Origin of the sequence: Glycomyces buryatensis, assembly GCF_004912275.1 — a bacterium.
Classification (GTDB): Bacteria; Actinomycetota; Actinomycetes; order Mycobacteriales; family Micromonosporaceae; genus Glycomyces; species Glycomyces buryatensis.
On sequence record NZ_STGY01000079.1, the window covers coordinates 25,149 to 37,333 of the forward strand.

The 12,185-nt window shown below is 69.4% G+C and carries 10 protein-coding genes; 6 read left to right on the top strand and 4 right to left on the bottom strand.

Annotation, left to right across the window (positions count from 1 at the left end):
* Window positions 1–96: 96 nt before the first annotated feature.
* The 3 genes from hisF (at window position 97) to FAB82_RS24090 (ending at window position 4,634) form a co-directional block, all read left to right on the top strand.
* Window positions 97–858, top strand: coding sequence for an imidazole glycerol phosphate synthase subunit HisF (gene hisF, locus FAB82_RS24080; RefSeq protein WP_136537113.1), 762 nt, complete (start codon window positions 97–99; stop codon window positions 856–858).
* A gap of 183 nt (window positions 859–1,041) precedes the next feature.
* Window positions 1,042–2,859 (top strand): ABC transporter ATP-binding protein, encoded by a 1,818-nt coding sequence (locus tag FAB82_RS24085; RefSeq protein WP_136537114.1) that lies wholly within the window; start codon window positions 1,042–1,044, stop codon window positions 2,857–2,859.
* The gene (locus tag FAB82_RS24090) at window positions 2,856–4,634 is read left to right on the top strand and encodes an ABC transporter ATP-binding protein (protein ID WP_136537115.1); all 1,779 of its coding nucleotides are present in this window, start codon (window positions 2,856–2,858) and stop codon (window positions 4,632–4,634) included. Before FAB82_RS24085 ends, FAB82_RS24090 begins: the two co-directional genes overlap by 4 nt.
* Window positions 4,635–4,766: 132 nt before the next feature.
* On the opposite strand, the gene FAB82_RS24095 is transcribed toward FAB82_RS24090, so the two are convergent.
* On the bottom strand, window positions 4,767–5,696 hold the full coding sequence (locus tag FAB82_RS24095; protein WP_136537144.1) for an NADP-dependent oxidoreductase: 930 nt from the start codon (window positions 5,694–5,696) through the stop codon (window positions 4,767–4,769).
* 116 nt (window positions 5,697–5,812) lie between these two features.
* On the opposite strand from FAB82_RS24095, the gene FAB82_RS24100 reads away from it, so the two are divergent.
* The 3 genes from FAB82_RS24100 to FAB82_RS24110 all read left to right on the top strand — a co-directional run bounded on the left by FAB82_RS24100 (window position 5,813) and on the right by FAB82_RS24110 (window position 8,334).
* Window positions 5,813–6,826 carry a GlxA family transcriptional regulator gene (locus FAB82_RS24100; protein ID WP_136537116.1) on the top strand — a complete coding sequence of 338 codons (1,014 nt, stop codon included), beginning with the start codon at window positions 5,813–5,815 and terminating at the stop codon, window positions 6,824–6,826.
* Between the two features lie 96 nt (window positions 6,827–6,922).
* Window positions 6,923–7,759, top strand: a complete 837-nt coding sequence (locus FAB82_RS24105) for a class I SAM-dependent methyltransferase (RefSeq protein ID WP_136537117.1) — start codon at window positions 6,923–6,925, stop codon at window positions 7,757–7,759.
* Window positions 7,756–8,334, top strand: a complete 579-nt coding sequence (locus FAB82_RS24110; protein WP_246039804.1) for a GNAT family N-acetyltransferase — start codon at window positions 7,756–7,758, stop codon at window positions 8,332–8,334. Before FAB82_RS24105 ends, FAB82_RS24110 begins: the two co-directional genes overlap by 4 nt.
* 74 nt (window positions 8,335–8,408) lie before the next feature.
* On the opposite strand, the gene FAB82_RS24115 is transcribed toward FAB82_RS24110, so the two are convergent.
* The 3 genes from FAB82_RS24115 to FAB82_RS24125 all read right to left on the bottom strand — a co-directional run bounded on the left by FAB82_RS24115 (window position 8,409) and on the right by FAB82_RS24125 (window position 12,119).
* Window positions 8,409–9,371, bottom strand: coding sequence for a quinone oxidoreductase family protein (locus FAB82_RS24115; RefSeq protein WP_136537118.1), 963 nt, complete (start codon window positions 9,369–9,371; stop codon window positions 8,409–8,411).
* Window positions 9,372–9,521: 150 nt separating this feature from the next.
* A complete protein-coding gene (locus FAB82_RS24120; protein WP_136537119.1) occupies window positions 9,522–11,297 on the bottom strand; it encodes a BCCT family transporter in 1,776 nt (591 codons plus the stop codon).
* 129 nt (window positions 11,298–11,426) lie between these two features.
* Window positions 11,427–12,119, bottom strand: a complete 693-nt coding sequence (locus FAB82_RS24125; protein WP_136537120.1) for a RibD family protein — start codon at window positions 12,117–12,119, stop codon at window positions 11,427–11,429.
* Between the last annotated feature and the right edge of the window lie 66 nt (window positions 12,120–12,185).

Below are 12,185 nucleotides of genomic sequence, written 5' to 3' on the forward strand. Positions count from 1 at the left end.
CTGAGCAGAACGCTACTCTAATCTTTTGAACATGTTCAAGTCTGGCCGGGAAATATGGCGAAGACCACGGATGACCTTGCCCTGTAGGCTTGCGGCGTGACTGTTGCGGTGCGTGTGATTCCCTGCCTGGACGTGGATGCCGGGCGGGTTGTCAAGGGTGTGAACTTCGAGAACCTGCGGGACGCGGGCGACCCCGTCGAGCTGGCCGCCGCCTACGACGCGGCCGGGGCCGACGAGCTCACCTTCCTCGACGTCACCGCCTCCTCCGACGGGCGCGCCACCATGTACGACGTGGTCGCCCGCACCGCCGAGCAGGTCTTCATCCCGCTCACCGTCGGCGGCGGCGTCCGCACCCCCGACGACGTCGACAAGCTGCTGCGCGCCGGGGCCGACAAGGTCGGCGTCAATACCGCCGCCATCGCCCGCCCCGAGGTCATCTCCGAGATCGCCGACCGCTTCGGCAACCAGGTTCTCGTGCTCTCCGCCGACGTCGCCTCCGGCTCGGGCACCGACTCGGGCTGGGAGGTCACGACCCACGGCGGACGCAAGCGCACCGGCATCGACGCCGTCGAGTGGTGCGCCCGGGCCGCCGAGCTCGGGGCGGGGGAGATCCTGCTCAACTCGATCGACGCCGACGGCACCAAGGGCGGCTTCGACCTTCCGCTCATCGCCGCCGTCCGTGCCGTCGTGGACATCCCGCTCATCGCCTCCGGCGGCGCCGGCAAGGCCGCCGACTTCCCCCCGGCCGTCGACGCCGGGGCCGACGCCGTACTGGCCGCCTCGATCTTCCACTTCGGGGACGTCAGCATCGGCGAGGTCAAGCAGAGTCTGAAGGAAGCCGGCCACGCCGTCCGATAGGCGATCCGAAGAGCGAGGCCGCCGCATCTCCGGCGCCGGCGCCGGAGCGGCGTTTGCCCAATGGTTTGTCAACTGTCGTACGTGCGAGGCATGATTGCCTGTGGTCGCTAGCCGACCGGCAAGTTCCAGCTTCGACCGACCCAATAACGACAGTGTCTGCACCCACCGCTGCCCGGAGACTTCATGACCAGCCTTGACGGCACCGCGCCCGCCACAGCGAACCTGCTTCGCCAAGGCCTGCGCAATATCGGCGACATGATCCGAATCGAGCCGAAACGCTTCGCCATCGGCGCGTTCGGAGCGATGGTCAACACCGCCACCACCCTGTTCGTCTCATACGTCATCGGCTGGGTCGTCGGCCAGGTCGCCGTCCCCGCCTATGAGAACGGCGAGGTCGCAGTCGGCGCCGTCGCGATCGGCGTCGCCGCCCTCCTCGGCACCTCGGTCCTCCGCTTCGCCTCGATGTGCGCCCGCCGCATCGGCGCCGGCGCCATGATGTTCCAGGTCCAGGCTCACTGGCGCCGCCAGGTCACCCGCCGCTACCTCGCCCTCCCCGTCTCCTGGCACCAGAAGCACCCCACCGGCACCCTGCTGTCCAACGCGAACGCCGACGTCGAGGCCGCCACCCGCCCCCTCGCCCCGCTTCCGTTCGCCGTCGGCACGATCTTCATGATCATCGTCGCCATGGGCGTCTTCGTCACCATCGACTGGGCCATCGCCCTGGTCGCGGTGTGCATGTTCCCGGTCCTGTTCACGCTCAACGCGGTCTTCGCGACCAAGGCCGCTCCGCGCGCCAAGCGGGCCCAGGAACTGCGCGCCGAGGTCTCCGCCGTCGGCCACGAGTCCTTCGACGGCGCCCTCGTCGTCAAGGCCATGGGACGCGAAACCGCCGAGACCGAGCGTTTCACCGCCTCCACCGAGGAACTGCGCGACGCCATGATCGGCGTCGGCCGCCTGCGGGCCGCCTTCGAACCCGCCATCGCCGGACTCCCCGAACTCGGGACACTCCTGGCGCTCCTGGTCGGCCTGGCCCGCTTCGAAACCGGGGCCATGACCCTCGAAGAGCTCGTCATGGTCTCCTTCATGTTCAGCGTGCTGGCCTTCCCCATCCGCGCCATCGGCTGGGTCCTCGGCGACCTCCCCACCTCCGTCGTCGGCCGCCGCCGCATCGACCACGTCCTGGCCGCCGCCGGCGACATGGAATACGGCGAGAACGCACCCGAGCACGACGGCCGGGCCGCCAAGCTCGAATTCGACTCCGTCGCGTACGCCTACCCCGACGGCACCGAGGCCATCCGCGACGTCAGCTTCACCGTGAAAGCGGGCCGGACCGTCGCACTCGTCGGCGCCACCGGCTCCGGCAAGTCCACCCTCGCCTCCCTGTCCGCGCGCCTGACCGACCCCACCGCCGGGGCGGTCCGCATCGACGGCGTCGACGTCCGCGAACTCACCCACCCCCACCTGGCCGCGACCTGCTCACTCGTGCAGCAGATCCCGTTCATCTTCGACGACACCGTCCGCTCCAACCTCGCCCTCAACCGGCCCGGCATCGACGACACCCGCATCTGGGCAGCCCTCGCCGACGCCGGGGCCGACAAGTTCGTCGGCGACCTCGAAGACGGCCTCGACACCGAGGTCGGCGAACGCGGCACCACCCTCTCCGGCGGACAGCGCCAGCGCCTCACCCTCGCGCGCGCCCTCGCCGGGCAGCCCCGCCTGCTCGTCCTGGACGACGCCACCAGTGCCGTCGACCCCAAGGTGGAGTCGCAGATCCTCTCCGGGCTCAAGCACTCCTCCGACGCGGCCAGCGTCCTCGTCGTCGCCTACCGCCGCGCCACCATCGCCCTCGCCGACGAGGTCGTCTTCCTCGACGGCGGCCGCATCACCGCCCGCGGCACCCACGCCGAACTGCTGGCGGGCCACCAGCCCTACGCCGACCTCGTCACCGCCTACGAACAGGCCGAGGCCGAACGCGAATTCGATGAGGAGACCACGGCATGAGCGAGCAGACGAACGCCGAGTCGAATCCGTTCGCGACTCTCAAACGGGGCCTCCAGCTCTCGCCCGAGCTGAAGCGCGGCCTCGGTTTCACGATCTTCCTCGCCGCGGTGACCGCCCTGGGCCGCCTGGTCGTCCCCGTCTCCGCCCAGAAGGTCCTCGACAACGGCCTCTTCGCCGAGGCCGGCCCCAACGCCGCCTACGTCATCACCGTGATCGCCCTCGGCGCCGTCGTTCTCGGGATCACGACCGCCGCGAACTTCCTGATGAACCGGCGCCTGTTCATCGTCTCGGAGACCGCGCTGGCGAATCTGCGCCGCCGCACCTTCCGGCACATCCACGACCTGTCGATGCTGCACCAGCAGTCGGAGCGGCGCGGCGCGCTGACCGCGCGGGTGACGACCGATATCGACCAGGTCAGCCAGTTCCTCCAGCAGGGCGGCATGGTCCTGGTGACCTCCTCGGCCCAGATCGTCGCGGCCACGGTGGTCATGGCGATCTACTCCTGGCAGCTGACGATCGCGGTGTGGATCGTGTTCATCCCGGTGACGTGGCTGATCAAGTGGCTCCAGGGGCACCTGGCGGCGGCCTACACGAACGTGCGGGTGAGCGTCTCGAAGATGCTCTCGGCGGTCTCGGAGTCGGTCGTCGGCGCCGGTGTGGTGCGGGCCTACGGGGTAGGCGCCCGCACCAGCGCCCGGCTGGACGAGTCGATCGAGGAGCATCGGGGTGACCAGCTCAAGGCGATCCGGCGCTCGGCGGTCTCCTTCGGCGCGGGCGAACTGGTGTACTTCGGTGTCAATGCGATCGTGGTCATCCTGGGCGCGTTCCTGGTCGCGGACGGGTCGATGTCGGTCGGCGAGCTGACCGCGTTCCTATTCCTGGTCGTGCTGTTCACGCAGCCGGTGGTCATCGGCACCGAGACGCTGAACGAGGCCCAGAACGCGGTCTCCGGTTGGCGGCGGGTGCTGGACATCCTCGACACCGCCCCGGACGTGGCCGACCCGAAGGACGGCGCCGACCTCCCCGAGGGCCCGGTCGGCGTCCGCTTCGAGGGCGTCCGCTTCGCCTACCCGGGCGGGGAAGAGGTGCTGCACGGCATCGACGTCGACATCGCGCCCAACCGCAAGGTGGCCGTGGTCGGCGAGACCGGTTCGGGCAAGACGACCTTCGCGAAGCTGTTGACGCGCCTGATGGACCCGACCGGCGGCCGGGTCGTCCTCGGCGAGACCCCGCTGACGGACGTCAAGTTCTCCTCGCTGCGATCTCGCGTGACGATGGTGCCGCAGGAGGGCTTCCTGTTCAACGGCACCCTCGCCTACAACGTCCGCTTCGCCAAGCCGGAGCTGACAGACGCCGAGATCTACGTGGCGTTCTCCGAACTGGGCCTGACCGACTGGGTCGAGGCGCTGCCGAACGGACTGGAGACCGAACTGGGCGAGTCCGGCGCGAATGTGAGTGTCGGTGAGCGCCAACTGGTCTCACTGGTGCGTGCCTACGTCTCCGACCCGGACCTGCTGGTCCTGGACGAGGCCACCAGCGCGGTCGACCCGGCCACCGAACTGCGCCTGTCGTCCGCATTGGACGCGGTGACCAGGGGGCGTACCACCGTGATCATCGCCCACCGCCTCTCGACCGCCGAGACCTCCGATGAGGTCCTGGTCTTCGACGCGGGCAACCTGGTCCAGCACGGCCCCCACGCCGACCTGGTCCAAGAGGAGAACTCGATCTACGCGGGCCTCCACAACTCCTGGATCGAGCAGACCCGCTCCAGCTGAGTCCCGCTTTGGTCGGCCCGGTCCGGACTGGCCTGCCGCGCGCCGCGAATCCTATAGGATATATCCTATAGGATTCGCGGTTAGGGTCGCGGTTCGTGGCGCTCGCGCGGATTACGCTGTGGCACTTCGTATTCAGGCGACGGTCAGAACGATCTTGCCGATGGTCCGGCCCGAGGCCAGGGACTCCTGGGCCTTCGCGGCGTCTTCGAGGGCATAGGTCTCGGAGACGGTGGGCGTGAGCTTCCCGGACTCGACCAGTTCGGCGATCGCCTTGAGTCCGTTCAGGTCCGGCTCGACCAGCATGAAGCCGGAGGCGATGCGGGCCTGCTCGGGCTCGGCGAGTTCGGCCGGGCCGGGGAGGGTCACCAGGACACCGCCGTCCCGCAGTACCTTCGCCGAGCGGGCGGTGTAATCGTCGCCCCCGAAAGCGTCGATCACGATGTCGAGGTCGCTCAGCAACTCGCCGAAGTCGGCCGCCGTGTAGTCGATGACCTCGTCGGCGCCGATCGAGCGCAGGAACTCGTGCTTGGCGGCGCTGGCGGTGCCGATCACATAGGCGCCCTTGGCCTTCGCGATCTGAACGGCGAGGTGCCCCACCCCTCCGGCGGCGGCGTGGACGAGGACCTTCTGACCCGGCTCCACCCGGGCGATGTCCACGAGCGCCTGGTGGGCGGTGAGTCCTGCCAGCGGCAGCGCGGCGGCCTCGACGTGACTCAGCGCGGCGGGCTTGGGGGCGAAGTGACGGGTCGGCGCGGTGACGTATTCCGAGTAGCCGCCCGCGAACTGCGGGAAGCGCGGCAGCCCGAACACCTCGTCGCCGACCCGGTAGAGCCGCACCCCGAAGCCGACCGCCTCCACCGTGCCGGAGACATCCCAGCCCACCGTGAACGGAGGCCGGTCGCCCAGCAGCCCGCCGTGGGTCCGGACCTTCCAGTCCACCGGGTTCGTGCCCGCGGCGTGGACCTTCACCAGGATCTCGCCCGCACCGGGTTCGGGCCGCTCCGTCTCGCCGATCTTGAGCACTTCGGGCCCGCCGAGTTCTTCCTGGGTGACGGTTCGCATGGTAGCCATAATTGGATGGTCCTTCCGGTTTCATTGCGGTTCAACGGGACCAATTCTGCGGCCCGGTCGGCGCTCCGCCCAGAGGCCCGAAGGCCATCATGTGAAAGAATCGGGCCATGTCTGTTCCGGTTCCCCACCGCGTCGCGGTCCTCGCCCTCGACCACGTCGTGGCCTTCGAGCTCGGCGTCCCCGACCGCATCTTCTCGGCCGCCGCCTACGACGACCTCCAGCCCCGCTACGAGGTCCGGGTCTGCTCCCTCGACGGCGGACCGGTGCGCACCTCCAGCGGGTTCACCATCGCCGCCGATCACGGCCCGGAGGCGCTGGCCTGGGCCGACACGGTCATTGTCGCAACCATCCAGCCCGAGGGCCCGGTCTGCGACGTGCGCGAGATCCCCGCGGGCCTGGCCGAGGCCTTCGCGACGGTCCGCCCGGAGGCGCGGATCGTCTCCTTCTGCTCCGCCGCGTTCGTGCTTGCCGAACTGGGCCTCCTGGACGGGAAGTCGGCCACGACCCACTGGATCCTGACCGACCGGATGCAGCGCCGGTACCCCAAGATCAAAGTGGACCCCGGTGTGCTGTTCGTGGACGAGGGCCGCATCCTCACCTCCGCCGGAGCCGGCGCGGCCGTCGACCTCTGCCTGCACCTGGTGCGCCTCGACTGGGGCAGCAAGGTCGCCAATGCGGTCGCCCGCCGCTGCGTGGTCCCGCCGTGGCGCGAGGGCGGCCAGGCCCAGTTCATCGAGCGTCCCGTCCCCGACGAGCAGGACGCGAGCACCACCGACGCCCGTGCCTGGGCCCTCGCCAACCTCGACCGGCCGCTGAGCATCGATGACCTGGCGCGCCAAGCGAACATGAGCCGCAGATCGTTCACCAGGAAGTTCCGCGAGGAGGTCGGGCAGAGCCCGACCCAGTGGCTGAACCACCAGCGCATCGAACGCGCCCGCCACCTGCTGGAGGCCACCGACCTGACGGTCGACCAGATCGCCCGACGCGCCGGCCTCGGCACCGGCGTCTCCCTGCGCCAGCACCTGCGGTCGACCGTCGGCGTCTCACCCTCGGCCTACCGTAAGACCTTCCGCCAGAACGCTCTCGCCGGTGCCACTCCCCATGGCCGGGAACGAAGTTGATCCAAGGCCCACCGGTCGTGAGCATCGCGTGCGCCAGGCTTTGCGGCCTCGGATATCCGGTCGACCGGTGCTCGCCGTGCCGGTACCGTCCTGCCAATGAAAGCCAACGCATGGGAGTGGGACGAGACGCTGTTCTCCGGGAGCGCCGCCCATTACGGCATCGGCCGCATGCCCTACCCGTCAAGCCTCGCCGCCACGGTCTGCGACGCTCTCGATCTCGACGGCAGCGGACGGCTGCTGGATGTCGGCTGCGGTCCGGGGTCGCTGACGATGCTGTTGGCGCCCCTCTTCGCCTCCACAGTGGGCGTCGACGCCGACGGCGGCATGATCGCCGAGGCCCAGAGCCGGGCCGACGAGGCGGGGCTGACCGACATCGAATGGCGGCATCTGCGCGGTGAGGATTTGCCGGCCGACCTGGGCACCTTCCGGGTGGCCTCGTTCGCGCAGTCGTTTCACTGGATGGACCAGTCCCTGGTCGCCCGTCGAGTCCGAGGCATGCTCGAGCCGGACGGGGCCTGGGTCCATGTCGGCGGCACCACCCATCGGGGCGCGGACGGAGAGCACCGGCCGGGGCATCCGGGCCCGCCGTGGGACCGGATCGAGGACTTGGTGGCTCGATATCTCGGACCGGTGCGCCGGGCCGGACAGGGCTTCCTGCCGAACGGCACCCGCGGCGGCGAAGCGGCCATCATGCGGCAGGCCGGGTTCAACGACCCCACCCGGATCGCCATCGACGAGGGACGCACCGTCGACCGGGGCCTGGACGAGATCGTCTCCGCGGTGTTCTCCCTGTCAAGCTCGGCACCGCACCTGTTCGGCGACCGGCTCCCCGAGTTCGAAGCCGATCTGCGCCGCCTCCTGCGGGAAGCGGCCCCGAACGGCCGCTTCACCGAACGGACCGACACGATCGAAGTCGTGATCTGGCGCCCATGACACCGCGACATCAGCCGCACGCCATGCTCACCACCGAACGCATGCGACTGCGCCACTTGCGATCAGCGGACCTTGACCTGCTGGACGAGCTGAACCATGATCCCGATGTCATGCGCTACATCGACTGGCAGCCTCCCAGCCGAGAAGCGCTGGCCGCCGAGATCGCCGAACTCCTGGCCGTGTCGGAAAACCACCCCGGGCACGGCCGGTTCATCGCCGAGGACCATAACGGCGTCTTCCTCGGCTGGTTCGGCCTGATCCTGCTCGCCGACGGGCCGTCCGCGCCCTCGCTCGGTTATCGGCTGCGCCCCGCCCACTGGGGCCGAGGACTTGCCTCCGAGGGGGGAAGGGCATTGGTCGACCATGCGTTCAACTCACTGGGCGCCGAGCGCGTCACCGCCGATACCATGTTCGTCAACGCCGCCTCCCGCCGAGTGATGGAGAAATGCGGACTGCGTTACCGGCGCACCTTCCACCAGCGCTTCGACAACCCGCTGCCGGGCACCGAACACGGCGAGGTCTGGTACGAGGTCACCCGCGACGAATGGGCGCGCTCCGATCCGCGGGACGGCTAGCGGGTATTCGGACGGGCCGGGAGTCGTAAGGCTCCCGGCCCGGTGTCATGCCGTCCTAAATCCTGCAAGTCCGCTCAGGGGATGAGCAGGACCTTCCCGGTGGTCTTGCGGCTCTGGAGGTCCTCGTGGGCCTCGGCGGCCTCTTCCAGGCGGAAGGTGTCGCCGACCCTCACGAGCAGATTGTCGTCCTCGATCCACTGGAAGATCTCGCCGGTGCGCCAGAGGTATTCCTCCCTGGTGGCGATGAAATCGTTCAGCTTGGGGCGGGTCAGGATCAGCGAACCGCCGGTGTTGAGGCGCTGGGGGTCGAAGGCGGGGACCGGGCCGCTGGCCTGGCCGAAGAGGGCCATGGTGCCCCGGCGCCGCAGTGCGGTCAGGCCCTCGTCGAAGGTCGTCTCGCCGACGCCGTCGTAGACCGCCGCGACGCCTTCGCCGTCGGTGAGCTCGCGGGCCTTCTCGCCGAAGCCCTCGTAGCGCAGGACGTAGTCGCAGCCGTTCTGGCGCGCCAGTTCGGCCTTGGCGTCGGTGGAGACCGTCCCGATGACCTTGCCGCCCTTGTACTTGACCATCTGGGTCAGCAGCAGGCCCACCCCGCCGGCGGCGGCGTGCACGATGACCGTGTCGCCCTCCTGCACCTCGTACACCGAGGTGCACAGGTAGTGGGCCGTGAGTCCTTGCAGCATCACCGCGGCGGCGGTCTCCAGGGCGACCTTCGCCGGGACCGGCACGAAGTCGGCCTCGGCTCCGACCACCATGTCCGCGTAGGAGCCGGGGACGTTCGTCCAGGCCACCTCGTCGCCGGGTTCGAACTCGGTGACGCCTTCGCCGACGGCCGCGACCCGGCCGCCGCCCTCGAGTCCGGGGGTGAACGGCAGCGGCAGCTTGTAGGCGCCGGAGCGGTGATAGATGTCGATGTAGTTGACGCCGGCCGCGGCGACCCGCACCGAGATCTGGCCGGGCCTGGGGCCGGGGTCGTCGCCTTCGAGCAGACGCATGACGCCGGGCCCGCCCGGCTGTTCGACCACGATCGCCTTCATGAGATTTCCTTCCGCCGCAGAGTCACTGATTAACCTAGCAGCGACCCGAAACGCAGCGAGGCGGCCGTTTCCGACAGTCCTGCGCTCACCGTCGAGGGCGGCAGTAAATCCTATAGGATATATCCTATGGGGTCGGTGAGTGCGCGGCGCTCACTCCTCGTGGTTCGAGCGCCGTCCCGAGCCCATGCCGAATTTTCGCTTGCCGCGGTACCAGCGGTTGTTGCCGTTCTCGGCGTGCGCGCTGACCTCCTCGCCGACCAGGCGCCGGATCGCTTCCCGGAAACCCTTGTGCCGCAGTTGCTGTCGCAGCGGGTTCGCGCCGGGGTCGGTCACCAGCTCCTTCATGAGCGCGACGCACAGCGCCAGCATGACGAACACGAACGGCAGCGCCACGATGATCGTCGCGTTCTTGAGCCCCTGGAGCCCGCCGCTCAGCAGCAGCACCGCCGCCACCGCCCCGATCACCATGCCCCAGAACACCACCAGCGGCTTCTTCGGGTGCAGCGAACCGTGGCTGGAGAGCGAGCCGAGCACCAGCGACGCCGAGTCGGCGCCGGTCACGAAGTAGATGGCCACCAGCAGCATCGAGATCCCGGCCAGCAGGCTGTACAGCGGCAGCGACTGAAGCAGCGCGAACAGCGCGTACTCGGGGCCCTGGGCGACTTCGGCGCTGTAGTCGGCGGCGCCGGTGGACTGGAAGCGGATCGCGGTGCCGCCCAGGATCGTGAACCACAGGGTCGACGCGGTCGAGGGCACCAGCAGCACCCCGACGACGAACTGCCGGATGGAGCGGCCCCGCGAGATCCGCGCGATGAACGTCCCCACGAACGGCGCCCACGACAGCCACCACGCCCAGTAGAAGATCGTCCAGGTCGCCATCCAGTCGGCCCCGCCGAACGCCCCGGTGATGTTGGAGATGTCCACCAGGCTCGACAGGTACGCACCGGTCGTGGCCGGCCAGGCGTCGAGGATCCACAGCGACGGCCCGACCAGGAACACGAACATGACCAGGAACAGCGCCAGCAGCACGTTCGTCGTGGACAGCCACTTGACGCCCCGGTGGACGCCTGAGAACGCCGAGACGACGAACGCGAGCGTCAGCGCGGCGATCACGATGAGCTCCAACCACCTCGTCTCCGGCACCCCGAGCGTGATGTTGAGTCCCACCGCGACCTGGAGCGCGCCGAGACCGAGGCTCGCGGCGGTGCCGAACACGGTCGCGAAGATCGCCAGCAGGTCGATCGCCCGGCCCGCGCCGTGACCCCAGTTCCGGTCGGCGGTCAGCGGCGCGAACGCGTCGGAGAGGTTGTTGCCGCGCCGTTTGCGGAACGTCGAATAGGCCAGCGCCAGCCCGGCCACCGCGTAGATCGCCCACGGGTGCAGTCCCCAGTGGAAGAAGCTGTACAGCAGCGCGCCCTGTTGGAGTTCGTCCTGGTAGTAGGGCGATGTGGGGTCGAGTTGCAGGGGCGGGGGAGCGTCGAAGTAGTGCGAGAGCGGTTCGGCCACGCCGTAGAACATCAGGCCGATGCCCATGCCGGCGGCGAACATCATCGAGATCCACGGCAGGGTCCCGAATTCGGGTTCCTCGTCGGCCGCTCCGAGCCGGATATTGCCGTAGCGGCTGGAGGCGATGTAGACCGCCAGGACCAGGAAGATGTTGCCGGCGATGATGAACAGCCATCCGAAGTTGGCGATCACCCAGTTCAGGGCCGAGGTGGAGGCGGATTCGAAGGCTTCGGGCAGGACCGCGCCCCACAGGATGACGGCGAGGATGACCGCGGCGGCGATCCAGAAGACGGCCCGGTCGACCGGGAGTGTCGGCGGTCTGAGGTCGCCTTGGGCTCGGACGTCCTCAATGGGCAGCAGGCCCGGTTCGGGCAGTTGCTCACCCGGTTCCGGGGTCTCGGCAGTCTCTGTAGTGGTCATCGGCGGCTCCATCCGGTTGCGGCGCTTTGCTCACCTTAAGTGATCGATTGGCCACAAAGAACCGGTTCGGGCAAGCGTCGCTCCGGTGGGCGAACCGGTGTGCGGCAGCGCGACGAGACCGCCGCCCGCTCAGGCCCGCTTGTAGACCAGCAGCGCGATCGCTCCGATGGAGCGCGCCTCCACCAACTCCAGCGGCCGCCGCGGCGACTGCGGGAACGCCGACGGGTACACGAAGGACGCCCCGCCTCGCTCCCCGAGCAGGAACGGCGCCAACGCCAAATGCACCTCGTCCACCAGATCCGACGACAGGAACGCCGTGTGCACCACCCCGCCGCCCTCCACCATCAGCCGCCGCACCCCGCGCCGAGCCAGGTCGCTCAGGGCCGCCAGCAGATCGACCGTGGTCTCCCCGGTCGCCACCACCTCGGCGGCCGGCCCCTCCCCGGCCTCCCGCAGCGACGGCACCGGGCAGGCCCGCGCGCCCTGCGCGCTCGTGTAGATGATCGGCACCGGCTCGCCCGAATTGAACAACCGCGCCTCCGGCTCCAGCTCGCCCGAAGGGGAGAACACCACCCGCAACGGCGACGGCGACTTCCCCGCGGCCACCCGCAGCGCCCGCCGCTCCTCCGAGCGCACCAGCAGCCGGGGGTCGTCGGCGCGGATCGTCCCGGCGCCGACGGCGATCGCATCGACCCCCGCCCGCTCGTCGTCCACCCGGTCGAGATCGGCCGCGTTCGAGAGCGTCAGTCGCTTGTCGGAGTCGTCGTCGAGGTAGCCGTCGAGACTCATCGCGGCCGAAACGATCACATAAGGACGATCCATGCCCATGAGAATCCCACGTTTCGCACCTCACGCGGGCCCGGGTGGCGGTGCCCGGTCCGGGGCGTT